Below are 18,014 nucleotides of genomic sequence, written 5' to 3'. Positions count from 1 at the left end.
GATGAGACAAGCAAGGGAGGATGCCGATTTGAGCCGGAGCGCACGGGCGCTGCGGGTGGGCCGTGATGCCGCTATCGCAATGCTTCTCCTGTCGTCGATTGGCCCGGCGCTCGCCGAGGATGCGGTCGTTGCCGGTGCTGCTGAGCCCGCAGCAGAGCGGGAGCATGAGGACCCGGCCGCGGCGCTTGCTCTGAGGCGCGAAAGCACGCGAAGCGAACTCGAGGCGCTGTCGACGACGATCACGCTGTCGCGTGAGCGCGCCGAGGCGCTGGAAAAGACCATCGCTGATATCGACAAAAGCAATGCGGCGCTGCGTGCGGCCATCGTCGAATCGGCTCGCAAGCGTCAGGACCTGGAGCGGCAGATCGCGGATGGCGAGAAGAAGCTCGGTGAGTTGCGGGTCAACGAAGACGCGGTCAGGCGGTCGCTGAGGGCACGGCGAGGCGTGCTTGCCGAAGTGCTTGCCGCCCTTCAGCGCATGGGGCGCAATCCGCCGCCTGCCATACTGGTGACGCCCGAGGACGCGCTCGCATCCGTCCGAAGCGCGATCCTGCTAGGCGCCGTTGTTCCGGAAATCCGGCAGCAAACCGACAGTCTGCTTGCCGATCTGAAGGCGCTTGCCGATATCCGCAGCGGCATCGACCGCCAGCGCGAGGAGCTGACGGCGGCGATGACGGCCAATCTCGAGGAAGAGCGGCGCATGACGATGCTTGCCGCCGAAAAGGAGAAGCTGCGCCAACAGAACGCGGCGGAGCTCGCCGCCGAACAACGCAAGGCCGAGGAGCTCGCGCTGCAAGCGACAAACCTCGAGGGCCTGATTTCGTCTCTCGAGAAGGAGATTTCCTCGGTCCGCGAGGCGGCTGCCGCCGCGAAGGCGGAGGAGGAAGAGCGCCGGCGGATGAGCGAGGCCGAGCGCGAGGCGGCGCGGGAGCTTGCCAAGGGCGCCGTGCCCGACAAAAACCGCATTGCGCCCGCATATGTGTTTTCCGAGTTGCGGGAGAAGCTCAGCTATCCGGTTGCAGGTTCGCTCCTGCGGCAATTTGGCGACGCCGACGGCACCGGGCATTCGCTGCAGGGGATCATGCTGGAGACCAATGCGGGCGCGCTGGTGACCACGCCGGCGGATGGATGGATCGTCTATGCCGGCAGTTTCCGCAGCTACGGGCAGATGATCATTCTCAACCCCGGCGACGGCTACCATATCGTGCTCGCCGGAATGGAAAGCGTCAGCGTCCGCCCGGGGCAATTCGTCGTAGCCGGCGAACCGGTCGCGGCAATGGGGGCAAAAAGAGTGGCGAGTGCGGCGGCGTTAACGCTGGAAACGGACCGGCCGACACTTTACATTGAGTTTCGAAAAGACGGGAAACCGGTTGATTCCCGACCATGGTGGACCGCAGCAGAGGTTGGAAGGGCGCAAAATGATACGTAGGGCTTCACTTGTTCTGGTCGGGGCGCTGATGGGGGCGACGGCGATGGGCGTCGTCTATTCAGCCACCATCCCGGCCGTGGCGGCCAATTCGTCGACATACCGGGAGTTGGCGATTTTTGGCGACGTGTTCGAGCGCGTGCGCGCGCAGTACGTGACGCCGCCGCAGGATGACAAGCTGATCGAAAATGCGATCAACGGCATGCTGCAGTCGCTGGATCCGCACTCGAGCTACATGAACTCGACGGACGCCGAGGATATGCGGACGCAGACGCGCGGCGAATTCGGCGGCCTCGGCATCGAGGTGACGATGGAGGAAGATCTCGTCAAGGTGACGAGCCCCATCGACGACACCCCTGCCGCTCGTGCCGGCGTGCTTGCCGGTGACCTGATCTCGAAAATCGACGGGCAGGACGTTCGCGGGCTGAAGCTCGAGGAAGCGGTCGACAAGATGCGCGGCGCCGTCGGCACGCCGATCAAGCTCACCATTCTGCGCAAGGGCGCGGACAAGCCGATCGAGCTGACGATCGTTCGTGACATCATCGCCGTACGTGCGGTGAAATTCCGCGTCGAGGGTGACGTCGGCTATCTGCGGGTGATCTCCTTCACCGAGAAAACGTCCGATGACCTGAAGAAGGGTATCGAGAAGGTCAAGGCGGAAGTTCCGGCGGACAAGCTCAAGGGCTATGTTCTCGATCTGCGCCTCAACCCGGGCGGCCTGCTCGATCAGGCGATCAATGTTTCGGACGCGTTCCTGGAGCGCGGCGAGGTCGTCTCGACCCGCGGCCGCAATCCGAACGAGACCCGCCGCTTCAATGCGACCCCGGGCGACCTGACCGACGGAAAGCCCGTCATCGTGCTCGTCAACGGCGGCTCCGCATCGGCATCGGAGATCGTGGCGGGCGCACTTCAGGATATGAAGCGGGCCACCGTTCTAGGCACGCGCTCCTTCGGCAAGGGGTCGGTGCAGACGATCATTCCGCTGGGAGACGCCGGTGCTCTGCGGCTGACGACGGCGCTTTACTACACGCCTTCAGGCAAGTCGATCCAAGGCACCGGCATCACGCCCGACATCAAGGTCGAGCAGCCGCTGCCACCGGAGCTTCTGGGCAAGATCGAGGCGCAGGGCGAATCCGATCTGCGCGGCCATATCCCGGGGCAGAACGAAACGGAGGAAGGCTCCGGCTCGGTCGCCTATGTGCCGCCGGAGGCCAAGGACGACATCCAGCTCAACCACGCGCTCGACCTGCTTCGCGGCAAGAAGACCGATCCGGCCTTCCCGGCGAACCCCGAGCAGGCCGAGCTGAAGAAGTAAGTCTGCGGCAGAGGCTGCGAGAGAAGTTGGGCGCCGGGCTATTCAACCCGGCGCCTTTATATTATGGATCGACAATGCCGCCTGCGACGCGATGATTCTTCGCGGGCGCACACCTTACCGGCGATTCGAGGCGACCGAGGCTCCGTTTGGGAACTGATCTCAATGCTCCCCTTGGCCGGGGTCGCAAGCAAAGCGTCCCGCGCAAGCGCAATCCACGCCGAATGCTCGCCCGCATGTTCTTCGCCGCTTGCGCCTTTGCCGTCATCGCGCTTTCGGGTTGGAGCGCCTTCGCCCCTGATCCATTGATCCGCACCTTGGACCCGGCTGAAGGCGGGGCGCCGATCGCGACCTCTCAGGAGACGGCTCTTCCAGCGCGGGCCGGCGACGCAAGGGCGGATAGGGCCGGAACGATGCGGCGAGCCGGCGGGCTCTCGGGCGCGCATATCGAGGAAGTGCTGACGAGTGACGGCACGACGGTCACGAAATATTCGCCGCGATCGCGCGACGGTGGCGGTCCGGCGTTGATCAGTGGCGTCCCGACGCGCGGGCAGGACCCCCGCATGGCCGCTATTCCAAATGAAGATCTGCTCGAGGACACGCCGGAGGGCCGGCTGCCGATCGCCGGTCCGGACGGGCTGCGGCCGATGGATCAATATGCACGCGCCTGGTCCGGCGCCCGTGGCACGCGCATAGGCCTCGTCGTCGGAGGCCTCGGACTGAGCCAGACGGGAACGCAGCGCGCGATCCGCGAACTGCCCCCGGAGGTGACCCTCGCTTTTGCCGCCGCCGGTAACAGCCTGCAGCGCTGGATGCAGGAGGCTCGGCGCGACGGCCATGAGATTCTTTTGCAGATCCCGATGGAGCCATTCGACTATCCCGACAGCGATCCGGGCCCACACGCGCTCATCGTATCCCGCGGGGCCGAGAAGAATCTCGCCGAACTGCACCGAAGCATGGGACAGATCACCAACTATACCGGGATCATGAACTATCTCGGCGGACGGTTTCTCTCCGACGCCGATGCGCTCGAGCCGGTCATGCGCGATCTTGGCAGGCGCGGCCTGTTGTTCCTCGACGACGGCACCGCGGCGCAATCCCTCTCCGGCACGCTCGCCGGCGCCTTCGACGTGCCGCACGGATTCGCCGATGCCGTCCTCGACGCCGAGCTCAGGCATGACGCGATCCTGCGCAAGCTCGACCAGCTCGAACGCATCGCGCGGCGCAACGGCGCGGCGATCGGCGTCGCCTCGGCTTTCGACGAAAGCGTGGCGGCGATCGCGAAGTGGATGGAAGAGGCCGGAGGGCGCGGCATCGAATTCGTCGGCGTTTCGGCGCTCGTCAACGACCCGCAACAGAACTGATCCATGATCGCGTCGGCAATCGGTGGAAGTCAAAGGATGGACGATATGGGCAAGCACAAAGGCAAGATAGTGAATGCAGGGGACCTGCCCTATCGCCCCTGTGTCGGCGTCATGGTTCTGAACCAGGCCGGCCTTGTCTGGGCCGGCCATCGGCTTGCCGCCGGCAATTCTGAATATGACGGTTCGCCGCAGCTCTGGCAGATGCCGCAGGGCGGCATCGACGAGGGCGAGGAACCGCTCGAAGCAGCCTATCGCGAGCTTTATGAGGAGACCGGCATGCGCACGGTTTCGCTTCTTGCCGAAGCGCCGCACTGGATCAATTACGACCTGCCGGCGCACCTGGTGGGCATCGGGCTCAAGGGCAAATATCGCGGCCAGACGCAGCGCTGGTATGCCTTCCGTTTCGAAGGCGACGAGAGCGAGATCGCCATCAACCCGCCGCCGGGTGGCCACGATCCCGAATTCGATGCCTGGGAATGGAAGCCGATGCACGAGTTGCCCGGCCTGATCGTGCCGTTCAAGCGCAAGGCCTATGAGGAGGTCGTCGCCGCCTTTCAGCATTTGGCGCGTTGAGGGCCGATATCCGCCTCGCTCAAAGGCTGCGCCGATATGAGCGCTGCGTTATGCTGCTCGATGAGCCTTGCGTCGCCTTTCAACATCCGCCCTTCGATTCTCCTCATGGAATTCCTTGAGGCGGGTCATGAAGTCGAAAACCTCGGCTTCCGTCGAGTCGCGCTGGGCGTGATAGGCTTCGGTGGTGCGGATGATGATATCGACGACGTTCGGGAAGCAGCCGCAGCAACGGCCGCGTTTTTCCATCGCATGATAGACTTTGGCCGGCACGATCAGTTGCCAGCAGTCCTCGTCGAGGAGGCTAACGATCGTGTCTTCAATGTCTTTGTCGGTGATGAAATTGCAACTGCAAACCAGCATTTCGTCTTGCCCGTCGAACGCAACGCCCTGAACAGCTCCATAAAACAAAAGAGGATGTTTTCCGTCAACAAAAAACTGCCAGACAAAAGATAGGTTCTGGCATTAGAGTCGTTCTAAACTTGGCAAAAAGCTACGTGTTTTCAGTTATCGGGTGATTCTAAGGCACACTGCCTAATGGATGGATCGACAGGTCCCGGCGCTCGGCCTGCGACATTTTTACACAGCCGCTTGGCTGTGAAGGGAGCCTGATGTTGTGTGGCCTGATATTGCGGGGGTTCGGATGCGGTTGTCCGTTGCCGGCCAGGGCACGTCAGTGGAAATTGCGCCCCTTCGGCATCACTTCGGCCACGTCGGAGGCGGCATCCGGCTGCCGCTCGGGGGTAGGCTGGGCCGAGCGCAGTTGCTGCAGCTTTCTCTTGTCGCGGGCATCTGCCGTCGGCCTGAGGGTCTCGTCCGCCCGCTCGCTCTTGCCGAACCGCCGCGCCTCGTTGCGCAGCAGGCCGAGCATCGGCGTCATGTCCTCGATATATTCGGCAACGACATGGATGACGCCGCTTTCGCTCTGCAGACGGCCGCGCACCTTCACGAGCCGCGATCCCATGACCTCAGGCCGATATTTCCGGAACGTCCTTTCCCAGACGATGATGTTGGAAACGCCGGTCTCGTCCTCGATGGTCATGAAGATGACGCCATTGGCCGAACCCGGGCGCTGGCGGACGAGCACGACGCCTGCCACCGTCACCCGTCTTCCCGCTGGCGTCCTCGCCAGATCGCGGCTGCAAGTAATGCCCATGCGCGCAAAATCCTGCCGCATGAAGGAGACCGGATGGGCCTTGAGCGAGAGCGTCAGGGTTCGATAGTCATGGATGACATGTTCGCCGGCGGGCATCTCGGGCAGGGCGACCACGGGTTCGACCTGCAGGTCATCGCAGCTTGCCCCATCGAAAAGTGGCAGCCGCTCGACCGCGGAGGCTTCGTTCAGCGCCTTCACCGCCCAGAGAGCCGCCCGTCGGTCGAGCCCGATCGAGCGGAAGGCATCGGCATCCGCCAGGCGCTCCAGGACGGACCGGGTCAAGCCGGAGCGGATCCAGAGATCGTGGACGGAGCGGTATCCTTCGCCGCGGCGGGCAACCAGCGCCTCCATATCCGTTCGGCTCAACCCCTTGACCAGCCGGAAGCCCAGCCGGACGGCTTTCCGGGATTTGATGACGTCCCGCATTTGCGCATGGCGCGGGTCGATCGCATTCCTTTCGAACATGTCCTCGCCCTCGAGGAGGGCGTCCCAATCCGAATGATTGATATCGACCGGCAGAACCTTGACCGCGTGCTCGCGGGCATCGCGCACGAGCTGGGCGGGCGCATAGAAGCCCATTGGCTGCGAATTCAAAAGCGCGGCGCAGAAGATATCCGGATAATAAGCCTTGAACCAGGACGAGGCATAGACGAGGGAGGCGAAGGAGGCGGCATGGCTTTCGGGAAAGCCGTATTCGCCGAAACCCTTGATCTGGTTGAAGCAGCGCTCGGCAAATTCCGGATCGTAGCCGTTCTTGACCATGCCATCGATCATCTTCCGCTCGAAGGTATGGATCGTGCCCGTCCGCTTGAAGGTCGCCATGGCGCGGCGCAGGCGATCGGCTTCGCTCGGTGAGAAACCGGCGGCGGTGATCGCGATCTGCATCGCCTGTTCCTGGAACAAAGGCACGCCCAGCGTCCTCTTCAGAACCGCCTTCAGTTCCGGGCTCGGATATTCGACCGGCTCGCCCCGGCGCTCAGCCTCGCGCCGCTTCAGATAGGGATGCACCATGTCGCCCTGGATCGGTCCGGGGCGGACGATCGCGACTTCGATCACCAGATCGTACATCTCGCGCGGTCTGAGGCGCGGCAGCATGCTCATCTGCGCGCGGCTTTCGATCTGGAAAACCCCGACCGTGTCGGCCCGGCAGATCATGTCGTAAACGGCCGGTTTCTGGTCCTGGTAGAGATCGGCCAAAATTTTCGGCTCGCCGTAATGCGCTTTTAAAAGCTTGAAGGCCTTGGCGAGGCAGGTCAGCATGCCGAGCGCCAGCACGTCGACCTTGAGGATCTTCAACTGATCGAGATCGTCCTTGTCCCACTCGATCATGTAACGGTCGGGCATGGCCGTGTTCATGATCGGCACGACCTCGTCGAGACGGTCGCGGGTGATGACGAAGCCGCCGACATGCTGGGAGAGATGGCGCGGAAAGTTCATGAGCAGGCTTGCATAGGCAAGGACGCGCCGCGTCAGCGGATCGGCCATGTCGAGGCCTGCCCCCTTGGCCTGCTCTTCCGTGAAGGGCGAGGTTCCCCAGCCCCAGATGGAGCTGACGAGTGCCGATTGCACGTCTTCCGAAAGGCCGAAGGCCTTGGCGACCTCGCGGCCCGCCGAGCGCGAGCGGTAGCTGATCACCGCGGCGGTAAGCCCCGCATGCTCCCTGCCATAGGTGCGGTAGATATATTGGATGACCTCTTCGCGCCGCTCATGCTCGAAATCGACATCGATGTCCGGCGGCTCGTCGCGGTCCTTCGACAGGAAGCGGTCGAAGAGCAGCGTGAACTTCTGCGGATCGACATCGGTGATGCCGAGGCAGAAGCAGACGGAGGAATTGGCCGCCGACCCTCGGCCCTGGCAGAGGATGTTCTCGCTGCGGGCAAACCTCACCAGCTTGTGCACGGTCAGGAAATAGGGCTCGTACTTCTTCTCGTGGATGAGCTCGAGCTCGTAATCGATCTGCTGTTTGACTTTTTCCGGCACACCCTCGGGATAGCGTTCCACCGCCCCTTCCGCGACGAGCCTGCGCAGGCTTTCGGCCGGGGTCTCGCCCGTGGCATTCTCATCCGGATATTGGTGACTGAGCTCGTCGAGGCTGAAGGAGAGCCGCTTGAAAAACCGGCTCGTATTGGCGATCGCCTCGGGATGGTCGCTGAAAAGCCGCGCCATTTCGCTTGGGCCCTTCAGATGCCTTTCGGCATTCTTCTGGATGAGGAAGCCGGCGCTCATGATCGTCACATGCTCGCGTATGGCAGTCACGACATCGGCAAGCGGTCGATAATGCGGATCGTGGTAGAGCGCGTCATTGGTGGCGATGAGCCGGACATCGCGCTTGCGGGCGATTGCTGCCAGAACGGCGAAATCATGCCGGTCGAAGCCGTCGTAACGCGGCGTCAGGCCAAGGTGGAGCCGATTGCCCGCGGGCTCCTGCAATTTTTCAAGAAGGGCCTCCAAGGATTGCGGCTTCGGCCGCGCGTTGCCCGGCAGGACGATCAGGAGAAGGTCCTCCTGCCATTCGAGGAGATCGGCAAGATAGAGCGTGCAGTCGCCCTTCTTCGAGCGCAGGTTCCCAGCGCTGAGCAGGCGACAGAGATGTCCCCAGCCCCGCCGGTTCCTGGGATAGGCGAGGATATCCGGCGTGCCGTCGGCAAAAACGAGCCGGGCGCCCGGCTGGAAGGGATAATCTTCCATTTTCGCCTTGGCATGGGCCCGGACGACGCCGGCCACGCTGTTGCGGTCGGCAATGCCGAGGCCCGAAAGCCCGACCTTCTTGGCAAAGACGATCATCTCCTCGGCCGGTGCCGCCCCTTCGAGGAAGGAGAAGTTCGTTCGCGCGCCAAGCTCGTAGAAGATCGGCTCCGCGCTCATGCGAAAACTCCATGCATGTACCAGCGGGCTGAGGTGACTTCCCTTTCATAAAGGCCTTCGCGGAAAAGCCAGAAGCGCCGGCCTTCCTGATCCTCGACCCGGAAATAGTCGCGGGTCGGATGATCTTCCCCGACGACCCACCATTCGGCGGCGATGCGTTCCGGGCCTTCGGCACGGGTAACGCGATAACGGGTCTTGCGCCAGTTGAAGCTGCGCGGAGCACCTTCCGGCACTTCGGCCGTCGCCTCCACCGGTTCGGGATGGGCAAAAATCCGCAAAGGGCGATTTTCCGGAAAAACCCCGCTTTCCGGAAAAACCCCGCTTTCCGGAAAAACCCCGCTTTCCGGAAAAGCCCCGCCTTCGGGAAAAACCTTGCCTTGCGCGGGAGCATCCATGACGGCCGCGATATTCCGCAATGGGACAAACCCGCCCGCCCGCTCCGGAAGATGGCTTTCGGCAAAGGCCGCCTGCATCAGGCAATCCGGCCCGAAGCGGGCGGAAACCTTGTCGACGAAGGCGGCAAGCGGCTGGCTTTCGTCGGGAACGCCGGAAAAATCCTTTTGGGCGGGATCGCGCCTCTCGCTCCTCAGAACGGCAAGCCGGAGGATTTCGAAGCCGTATCCGGCGTCGAGATCGTCATGGATAGCCTGCAGACGCTCGCGAAAGAGCGCCGCGATCCGCTCCGCGTCATTCAAGGCAACGGCCGCATGCGCCTTGACGCGGAACACCCGCCCGTCGACGCGAAACAGGAGAAGCTCGAACAGCCGCCCGCCTTCGCCCTGCCGCTCGAGCGATGAGCGGACGTCCTTGGCGAGATGCCGGGTGAGTTCGAGAACATGCTCCTCGTCGATCAACGGTTCGGCAAGGCGGCGCTCGGCGGAAAAGCTCGGTACCGGCAGGCGGGGCGAGAGCGGCTCGTCCGCCTGGCCTCTCGCCTGGTCGAGCCTGAGGAGAAGAAGGGAACCGAAACGGCGAGCAATGGGCGCGCGCGGCGCTTCGAGAAGGTCGCCGATTTCCTTCAGCCCGACGCGCTCGAGTGCGGCGGCGGTTTCCTCAGGCAGGCGAAGTGCTGCAACCGGCAAGGGCGCCAGCACCCGATCGGCCTCCTCGGGGGCAATGACGTCGACATGGCCATAGCGGACAGCCGCCCAGGAGAGGCCGGCGGAGGAGGAGACGGTCGCGCGTGCCTCGACCCCAAGGGCAAAGAGCCGCGAGAGCATATCGCTGACCAGCCCCTTCTCGCCGCCGTGAAGATGGGCGCAACCGGTGATGTCGAGGAACAGGCCGTCCTTGCCGTCGAGCGCGACGAGCGGCGTATAGCGGTCGCACCAGTCGGCAAGCGCTTCCAGAAAGGCCTGGTCGGCCGGAGGATCGGCGGCGATCACGTCGAGCGACGGACACATGGCGCGGGCTTCCGCCGCCCCCTGGCCGCGCTTCAGGCCGATCCGCTCGGCCAGCGCATCGAGCGCCACGAGGCGCATGGCATTGTCGATCTTCGCGACAAAGACGACCGGCGGATGATCAGGACGCCCGCGCGAAAGCCAGGAGGCGCCCCAGCGGCTGCGCGCCACGCGATCGGCCGGCAGATGCGGAAAGTGGATCGACAGGATTCTCTGGCTGGTCGTTTGTCTGAAGAGCGGCGTTCCGGCGCTCGTCGATGGGATAGAAGCGGCGGTCATGGGCGTTCCATTCGAGAAAAATGTCGTGCGAGGCGTAGGCCCTGCTTTTTTCGACAAGGAGGTGAAAGGCGGGGTGGCCGATGCTGCCGCAAAGCACCGAGCCGTCGGGGAGGGGGCGCTCGCCGGCCGGGGCCGGCCTGATCCTGAAGCGGAAGAAGGCACTGCTCGCCTCCTCCTCGCCGGCCTGGCGGAAGAGGAGAAGCGGCACTTTGCCGGCCCGCGCCTTGACGTGCAGGCGCCGGCTTTCGCTCAAGGCGAGAGAGGCGGGATTGCCGCGGATTTCCAGGACGATTGCGGCAAAGACCGGCACGGAAAGCGCCGTCTCGGTGATCCAAAGCGCATCCTTGACCGTACGCGCGGAGACGAAGAGGAAGCGCTCGGCATCGAGCCCAAAGGATTTGAGCCCTGGCGCATAAGGATGCCCGGCCTCGCGGGCGGCGAGTGCCTGGCTGATCCAAAGGACCGGGCCCAGATGGCCCTTGCTTTTCCGCTCCTGCTGGTAAAGCACCGCAAGCGCTGTGACGAAGCCGGCAGCCGCTCCCGCATCGCGGGTTTCGGCATTGCGGATTTCGGTCAGACCTTCGAGCGGCAGCCCGCCTTTGAGCGCCCCGTCAAGCGGCGGAATGCCAAGCGGCAGGGCCTTGCGATGCGATGCTCCCTCCCGGCGGAAGCCGGCAGGATCGGGCGCAAGGGTTGTCGGCATGGCGGCGGGAGGGCAACCGTTTTCGATCCGTGCTATGGTCTCACGAAGGGAAAGAATGGTTTGCCGTTGCACGGCGTTTTCGGCCATGACGGTCACTCCCATAGTTTTGTTCATGTTATGTTCCTATGGATTCCAGAGCTTGCCGGAAGAGTCAACAGCCATGATATAAGAATTTATTCCTTGGCCAAGGCCGCTGGAATTCAACACTCGAAAAACAAAGGCGAAACGGCTATATGAGGGCAACAAGGAGTGCCCATGGCCCGCATTGACCAGACCGAAGATTGGCGGGAACGCCACGCACCGACGCTTACGACATTCGAACAGCTTGCGTTTGAAGCCTACAGCCACCTGCCGCAGGAATTCCGCAAGCTGACGACGGATCTCATCATCGAAGTCGCCGATTTCCCGAGCGACGATGTCTTCGAAGACATGGCGCTCGAGACGCCTTTCGATCTGCTCGGCCTGTTCGAAGGCCGCGGCATCGGCGAACGCTTCACCATGGAAACCGGCGAATTCCCGAACCGGATCATCCTCTACCGCCGGCCGATCCTCGATTACTGGGCGGAGAACGACGAAACGCTCGGCGATATCATCACCCATGTGCTGATCCATGAGATCGGCCACCATTTCGGCCTCTCCGACGACGACATGGAGCGGATCGAGGCGAGCGTGGAGCATCTGGGCGGTTAGACCACCTGAAGTCGCACGAAACGCGGCAAGACAAAGGGCGGGCCGTTTTCGCCGTATCCACGCCCAATGTCCTCCCGAAAAGGCACAGGAGTTCACGCGTGACCCTCAGGATGAGCGAGCGGCGCACGAGCGTCATCGGTGCCTTCCTCGTGGCGCTCGGTCCCGTTTCGATGGCGCTCTATACCCCGGCGATGCCGGAGCTCGTCCGCGCCTTTTCCTCGACCGAAGCGGCGATCAAGATGACGCTGTCGCTCTATTTCGGCGGCTTCGCCTTTGCCCAGCTCGTTTCCGGCACGCTTTCCGATGTCATCGGCCGGCGCCGCGCGACGTTGATCTTCATGGCGATCTATCTCGCCGGCAGCCTGATGGCGGCTTTTGCCCCCTCGGTTGCGGTGCTGCTTGCCGGACGGCTTGTGCAGGGGATCGGCGCCTCCGTCGGCATGACGGTGGCGCGCGCCATCGTTCGCGACCAGTTCACCGGCACCACGGCCGCGCGCATCATGAACATGATCGGCATGATGCTCGCGCTGGGTCCCGCGGTCTCGCCGACGCTCGGCGGCATCGCGCTCGGGCTCTTCGGCTGGCAGTCGATCTTCTTGCTGATGGTCGGTTTCGCGCTGATGGCCTGTTTCATCGTGCAGTTCTTCATGGCTGAAACGGCGGTGCCAGACCGCGACAAGGGGCGGCTGCGGCCGATCCTCGGCGCCTACCGCGAACTGATGACGGACAGCCGCTTCATTTCTTCGACGCTGGTGATCGGCGGCGCGGTCGGCGCGCTCTATGCCTGGGCGACGATGCTGCCCTTCGTGCTGATCGGCGAGGTCGGCCTGACGCCCACCGAATTCGGCGTCGGCATGCTGATGCAATCGGGGCTCTTCTTTTCCGGCACGGTCACCATGCGGCTCCTGATGCGGCGCTTCACGCCGCAGGCGCTGGTGCCAGTCGGTCTCTTCTTCATCGGTGCGGCGAGCTTCGGCCTGGCTTTCACCATGCACGGGCTCACCCCCAGCTTTCTCTCGGTGATGGTGCCGATCGGCTTCTATGCCTTCGGCATCGCCTATGTCATGCCCTACATGATGACGGCGGCGATGGCGCCTTTTCCGCATATAGCCGGCACTGCATCGGCGGTGATGGGCTTCATCCAGATGGGGGCGGGGCTCGTCGGCGGCGCGCTCGCCGCTCTCGTCGGCGCGCCGGGGCTGGCGCTTGGAACGATCATCCCGGGCTTCGGCCTGATTTCGATAGCCAGCTATCTCTGGTATCGCAGAAACGTTCGAATTAGACCTCTAACGGCGCCGGAGCTTGCCGAAGAGCCTCTGCAGGACGCGGCGGAATAGGCGCCAATCAAAAATGCCGCGGCGGATCGCTCCGCCGCGGCATTCTTGCAAATCTCTACCAAACTCAACGGTTGCGCGCGGCAAGCGTGCGCAGGCGCAGCGCATTGAGCTTGATGAAGCCGGCGGCATCCTTCTGGTCGTAGGCGCCCTGGTCGTCCTCGAAGGTGACGAGCTTGTCGGAATAGAGCGACTTGTCGCTCTCGCGGCCGATCACCATGACGTTGCCCTTGTAGAGCTTCAGCGTCACTTCGCCTTCCACATGCTCCTGGCTCTTATCGATCGCCGCCTGCAGCATCTCGCGCTCCGGCGAGAACCAGAAGCCGTAATAGATGAGCTCGGCATAGCGCGGCATCAGCTCGTCCTTCAGGTGTGCTGCGCCGCGGTCGAGCGTGACGCTCTCGATCGCGCGGTGGGCGGCGAGCAGGATCGTGCCGCCGGGGGTCTCGTAGACGCCGCGCGACTTCATGCCGACGAAGCGGTTCTCGACGAGGTCGATGCGGCCGATGCCGTTGTCGCGGCCATATTCGTTGAGCTTGGCGAGCAGCGTTGCCGGCGACAGGCGCACGCCGTTGATCGAGACCGCGTCGCCGCGCTCGAAGCCGATCTTGATGACGGTCGGCTGATCGGGGGCGGCTTCGGGCGAAATCGTGCGCATATGCACATATTCCGGCGCCTCCTGGGCCGGGTCTTCGAGAACCTTGCCTTCCGAGGAGGAGTGCAAGAGGTTGGCATCGACGGAGAAGGGCGCCTCGCCCTTCTTGTCCTTGGCGACCGGGATCTGGTGCCTCTCGGCGAATTCGAGCAGTTCCGTGCGGCTCTTGAAGGACCAGTCGCGCCACGGAGCGATGATCTTGATGTCCGGGTTCAGCGCATAGGCGGAAAGTTCGAAGCGGACCTGGTCGTTGCCCTTGCCGGTTGCGCCATGGGCGATCGCGTCGGCGCCGGTCTTCCTGGCGATGTCGATCAGGTGCTTGGAGATCAGCGGACGGGCGATCGAGGTGCCGAGCAGGTAGATGCCCTCATAGACCGCATTGGCGCGGAACATCGGGAAGACGAAATCCTTGACGAATTCCTCGCGGACGTCCTCGATATAGATCTCCTTGATGCCGAGCATCTCGGCCTTCTTGCGCGCCGGCTCCAATTCCTCGCCCTGGCCGAGATCGGCAGTGAAGGTCACCACCTCGGCGCCGAGCTCTGTCTGCAGCCATTTGAGGATGATCGAGGTGTCGAGACCGCCGGAATAGGCGAGAACGACCTTTTTCACGTCTTTGTGCGATGTCATGATGTCTGTCCGTCTGCTCTCAAGGGCGGTTCTGCCCGTGCAAAATCTGCGGCACTTTAGCCAGAACTCGAAGCGATACAAGCGGAACCAGCGGCGTTCGGACGAATCTGCTGGCAAAAGCGCCCATCCTGCGGTAGCAGCAAAGATCATCCGCGAGGACTAGCCATGGATTTCGTGCCCAGCCTGCCGACCCTCCTTGCCTTTGCCGCCGCCAGCCTGCTTCTCGCAGCGACGCCGGGGCCCGACATGACGCTCTCGATCAGCCGGGCGCTGGCGCAGGGCAAGAAGGCGGCGCTGTTCGTCGTCGTCGGCACCGGGCTCGGCATCGTCGTGCACACGCTGCTCGTCGCCTTCGGCATCTCGGCGCTGATCACCGCCTCGCCGACAGCCTTCCTGGTCTTGAAGACCGGCGGTGCGGCCTATCTCCTGTGGCTCGCGATCCAGGCGATCCGCTTTGGTTCCAGCCTGTCGGTGACGAAGGTCACGGAAGCGAAGGGCACCGCGCTTTCGAACATCGCGACCGGCTTTTCGGTCAACATCCTGAACCCCAAGGTCGTGATCTTCTTCATGACCTTCCTGCCGCAATTCGTCAGCGCCGACGATCCGGCGGTCACCGGCAAGCTCTTGTTCCTCGGATTCTTCTTCATCGTCATCGGCATGCCGGTCAACGCGCTCGTGGTGTTCGCCGCCGACTGGCTTGCCGCGTGGCTGCAGCGCAACAAGCGGGTGATGCGGGCGATCGACTACAGCTTCGCCGGCGTGTTTTCGATTTTCGCGGTGAAAATCTTCCTGACCCAGGCGCGGTGAGACTGCGACAGTAGCGACTTATCGCCCGAGTCGACTCACCCGATCAGCAGCGCGTCGTCGTCGAGCGTCTGGCCGCGGATGCGGCGGAACATGGCGATCAGGTCTTCGACCTGCAGCGTCTTGCGGCTGTCGCCCGAAACGTCGAGGACGATCTCGCCGGCGTGCAGCATGATGGTGCGATGGCCGAAATCGAGCGCCTGGCGCATCGAATGGGTGACCATCAGCGTCGTCAGCTTGCGCTCCGAGACGAACTTCTGCGTAAGGTTCATGATGAATTCGGCCATGCCCGGATCGAGCGCGGCGGTGTGCTCGTCGAGCAGCAGCACCTTCGAGCCGGCGAGCGTCGCCATCACCAGCGAGACGGCCTGACGCTGGCCGCCGGAAAGCAGGTCCATGCGGTCGCCCATGCGATCCTCGAGCCCGAGGCCGAGCTCGGCGATGCGCTCGCGGAAATGCTCGCGGCGCTTGACCCCGAGCGCCGGCGTAAGCCCGCGACTTTCGCCGCGCCGGGCGGCAAGCGCCAGGTTTTCCTCGATCGACAACGCGCCGCAGCTGCCGGCGAGCGGGTCCTGGAAGACGCGGGCGACGAGGCCGGCGCGCGCCGCGGTTCCCTTGCGGGTCACGTCCGTGTCGCCGATCGTCACCTGTCCGCCGCTCGGTATCACGTCGCCGGCGAGCACGCCGAGCAGGGTCGACTTGCCGGCGCCGTTCGAGCCGATCACCGTGACGAAGGAGCCTTCGTCGATGGTCAGGCTGACGCCGTTCAGCGCCTGCTTCTCAAGCGGCGTGCCCTTGCCGAAGACGACCTGGATGTCCTTGTAGTTGATCATGCGACACCTCGGCGGCGGAGACGGGGCAGGACGAGGGCGACGGTGACGAGAGCGGCGGTGACCAAGTTGAGGTCGGACGCCCTGAGGCCGAGCACATCGCTCGAAAGCGCGAGCTGGATGGCGATGCGATAGAGGATCGAGCCCAAGACGCAGCCGACGAGCGCGATCAGGATGCCGCGGGCGCCGAGCAGGGTCTCGCCGATGATCACCGCCGCCAGGCCGACGACGATGGTGCCGACGCCGGAGGTCACGTCGGCAAAGCCGTTGGTCTGGGCAAAGAGCGCCCCGCCGAGCGCGACGAGCGCGTTGGAAAGCGCCATGCCGAGATAGATCTGACTGCTCGTTTCGACCCCTTGCGCCCGCGCCATGCGGGCATTGGCGCCGGTCGCCCGCATCGCCAGGCCCGCGTCGCTTTCGAGGAAGCGCCAGACGAGGACGACGGCGACGACGACCAGAATGCCGACGAAGAACGGCCGCACGTAAAAGTCCCTGAGGCCAAGGCCATAGAAGGGCGAAAGCATGGTTTCGGCATTGATCAGCGCGACATTGGGCCGGCCCATGATGCGCAGATTGATCGAGAAGAGCCCGATCATCGTCAGGATCGAGGCAAGCAGGTTGAGGATGCGGAAGCGCACGTTGAGGAGCGCGGTGACGAGGCCGGCGGCAGCGCCTGCGGCCATGGCGACGGCCGCGGCGAGCCACGGATTGATGCCGGAGATGATCAGCACCGCCGTCACCGCCGCGCCGAGCGGGAACGAGCCGTCCACCGTCAGGTCCGGAAAGTCGAGCACCCGGAAGGCGAGAAAGACGCCGACGGCGATGAAGGCATAGACGAGCCCGAGCTCGACGGCTCCCCAGAAAGCGATTTGACTCAACGCCGGTAGTCCTCTCTCTCGATTCCGCGTGGCCGCGGAACCTCATTCCTCTTCATGTGAACCCGTCCCGCAGGCGCGGGGCGGCAGACGGAAACCGTTACTCGATCACGCGGGTGGCGCGGGAAAGAACGCTTTCCGGCAGGGTGACGCCCATCTTGCCGGCAGCAGTCTTGTTGACCACCAGGTCGGTGCCGGCCGCGACCTTGACCGGGATATCACCCGGATTTTCGCCCTTGAGGACGCGCACGACGACTTCGCCCGTCTGTTTGCCAACGTCGAAATAGTTGAAGCCGAGCGCGGCGATCGCGCCGCGGGAAACGGAATCCGTATCCGCGGTGAAGAGCGGCAGCTTGCTCTCCTCGGCGACCGCGACGGCGCCTTCGAGCGCCGAGACGATCGTGTTGTCGGTCGGGACGTAGATCACGTCGGCGCGGCCGACGAGGGCGCGCGCGGCACCCTGGACCTCGGCCGACTTGGTCGCCGCGGATTCGACCACGGTAAGGCCGGCCTTTTCGGCCTCCTCCTTCAGCACCGCCAGCAGCGAAACCGAGTTCGCCTCGCCGGAATTGTAAAGATAGCCGATCGACTTCGCCTCGGGCAGGATCTCCTTGATTAGCGCCACATGGTCGGCGATCGGCGACATGTCGGAAAGGCCGGTGACGTTGCCACCGGGCTTTTCCATGTCCTTGACGAGCTGGGCGCCGAGCGGGTCGGTGACGGCGGTGAAGACCACCGGAATGTCGCGGATCGCCGAGACGACGGCCTGGGCGGACGGCGTCGAGATCGGCACGATCACATCCGGCGCATCGCCGGCGAATTGCCGGGCGATCTGCGCGGCGGTCGCGGGATTGCCCTGCGCCGATTCATAGACGAACTTGAGGTTCTCGCCCTCCTTGTAGCCGGCGGCGGCAAGCGCTTCCTTGACGCCGTCGCGGGCGGCATCGAGCGCCGGATGCTCGACGATCGCCGTGACGGCGACCGTCACCTCCTCGGCGCGCACTGGCAGCGCGATGGCGACGGTGGCGGCAAGCGCGATGAGAAGTGAACGCATGGGGGTCCTCCTGTTTTTTCGAGCGGCCTGAAGAATGCGTCCCGCTCAGATGATTTTGGCCGCTTCT

15 protein-coding genes are annotated in these 18,014 nt (G+C 63.9%); 7 read left to right on the top strand and 8 right to left on the bottom strand.

Annotation, left to right across the window (positions count from 1 at the left end):
• Nucleotide 1 precedes the first annotated feature (1 nt).
• The 4 genes from J2Z31_RS20550 (at nt 2) to J2Z31_RS20535 (ending at nt 4,675) form a co-directional block, all read left to right on the top strand.
• Nucleotides 2-1,429, top strand: a complete 1,428-nt coding sequence (locus J2Z31_RS20550; protein WP_209604065.1) for a murein hydrolase activator EnvC family protein — start codon at nt 2-4, stop codon at nt 1,427-1,429.
• On the top strand, nt 1,419-2,741 hold the full coding sequence (locus J2Z31_RS20545; protein ID WP_209604063.1) for a S41 family peptidase: 1,323 nt from the start codon (nt 1,419-1,421) through the stop codon (nt 2,739-2,741). Before J2Z31_RS20550 ends, J2Z31_RS20545 begins: the two co-directional genes overlap by 11 nt.
• Before the next feature lie 146 nt (nt 2,742-2,887).
• Nucleotides 2,888-4,102: a divergent polysaccharide deacetylase family protein gene (locus J2Z31_RS20540; protein WP_209604061.1), complete on the top strand. Its 1,215-nt coding sequence runs from the start codon at nt 2,888-2,890 to the stop codon at nt 4,100-4,102.
• A 45-nt stretch (nt 4,103-4,147) separates the two neighbouring features.
• Complete coding sequence (locus tag J2Z31_RS20535; protein ID WP_209604059.1) at nt 4,148-4,675, top strand: RNA pyrophosphohydrolase; 528 nt, start codon at nt 4,148-4,150, stop codon at nt 4,673-4,675.
• A 48-nt stretch (nt 4,676-4,723) separates the two neighbouring features.
• Here the strand turns inward: J2Z31_RS20535 and J2Z31_RS20530 are convergent, their stop codons facing one another.
• From J2Z31_RS20530 to J2Z31_RS29390, 4 genes are all read right to left on the bottom strand, one after another.
• The gene (locus tag J2Z31_RS20530) at nt 4,724-5,035 is read right to left on the bottom strand and encodes a (2Fe-2S)-binding protein (protein ID WP_209604057.1); all 312 of its coding nucleotides are present in this window, start codon (nt 5,033-5,035) and stop codon (nt 4,724-4,726) included.
• Nucleotides 5,036-5,345: 310 nt separating this feature from the next.
• The gene (locus J2Z31_RS20525; protein ID WP_209604055.1) at nt 5,346-8,693 is read right to left on the bottom strand and encodes an error-prone DNA polymerase; all 3,348 of its coding nucleotides are present in this window, start codon (nt 8,691-8,693) and stop codon (nt 5,346-5,348) included.
• On the bottom strand, nt 8,690-10,174 hold the full coding sequence (locus J2Z31_RS20520; RefSeq protein ID WP_234939565.1) for a Y-family DNA polymerase: 1,485 nt from the start codon (nt 10,172-10,174) through the stop codon (nt 8,690-8,692). Before J2Z31_RS20520 ends, J2Z31_RS20525 begins: the two co-directional genes overlap by 4 nt.
• A gap of 40 nt (nt 10,175-10,214) precedes the next feature.
• Nucleotides 10,215-11,189, bottom strand: coding sequence for an ImuA family protein (locus J2Z31_RS29390; RefSeq protein ID WP_234939550.1), 975 nt, complete (start codon nt 11,187-11,189; stop codon nt 10,215-10,217).
• Nucleotides 11,190-11,330: 141 nt separating this feature from the next.
• Between J2Z31_RS29390 and J2Z31_RS20515 the strand changes: the two genes are divergently transcribed.
• Both J2Z31_RS20515 and J2Z31_RS20510 read left to right on the top strand, forming a co-directional pair.
• Complete coding sequence (locus J2Z31_RS20515) at nt 11,331-11,765, top strand: metallopeptidase family protein (protein ID WP_209604051.1); 435 nt, start codon at nt 11,331-11,333, stop codon at nt 11,763-11,765.
• A 98-nt stretch (nt 11,766-11,863) separates the two neighbouring features.
• Entirely contained in the window at nt 11,864-13,102 is a 1,239-nt protein-coding gene (locus J2Z31_RS20510; protein ID WP_209604049.1) for a multidrug effflux MFS transporter, read from the top strand.
• Between the two features lie 64 nt (nt 13,103-13,166).
• Here the strand turns inward: J2Z31_RS20510 and J2Z31_RS20505 are convergent, their stop codons facing one another.
• Entirely contained in the window at nt 13,167-14,384 is a 1,218-nt protein-coding gene (locus tag J2Z31_RS20505) for an argininosuccinate synthase (protein WP_209604047.1), read from the bottom strand.
• A gap of 165 nt (nt 14,385-14,549) precedes the next feature.
• Between J2Z31_RS20505 and J2Z31_RS20500 the strand changes: the two genes are divergently transcribed.
• Nucleotides 14,550-15,191 (top strand): LysE family translocator, encoded by a 642-nt coding sequence (locus tag J2Z31_RS20500; protein WP_209604045.1) that lies wholly within the window; start codon nt 14,550-14,552, stop codon nt 15,189-15,191.
• A 35-nt stretch (nt 15,192-15,226) separates the two neighbouring features.
• Here the strand turns inward: J2Z31_RS20500 and J2Z31_RS20495 are convergent, their stop codons facing one another.
• The 3 genes from J2Z31_RS20495 to J2Z31_RS20485 form a co-directional block, all read right to left on the bottom strand.
• Nucleotides 15,227-16,021, bottom strand: a complete 795-nt coding sequence (locus tag J2Z31_RS20495) for an ABC transporter ATP-binding protein (RefSeq protein WP_209604043.1) — start codon at nt 16,019-16,021, stop codon at nt 15,227-15,229.
• Nucleotides 16,018-16,896, bottom strand: coding sequence for an ABC transporter permease (locus tag J2Z31_RS20490; RefSeq protein ID WP_209604041.1), 879 nt, complete (start codon nt 16,894-16,896; stop codon nt 16,018-16,020). The genes J2Z31_RS20495 and J2Z31_RS20490 overlap by 4 nt, the downstream gene beginning before the upstream one ends.
• Nucleotides 16,897-16,993: 97 nt before the next feature.
• Nucleotides 16,994-17,947: an ABC transporter substrate-binding protein gene (locus tag J2Z31_RS20485; RefSeq protein ID WP_209604039.1), complete on the bottom strand. Its 954-nt coding sequence runs from the start codon at nt 17,945-17,947 to the stop codon at nt 16,994-16,996.
• Nucleotides 17,948-18,014: the final 67 nt, after the last annotated feature.

Origin of the sequence: Sinorhizobium kostiense (assembly GCF_017874595.1) — a bacterium.
Classification (GTDB): Bacteria; Pseudomonadota; Alphaproteobacteria; order Rhizobiales; family Rhizobiaceae; genus Sinorhizobium; species Sinorhizobium kostiense.
Note: the sequence above shows the minus strand (reverse complement) of the source record. Positions and strands in the feature narration are given on the sequence as shown.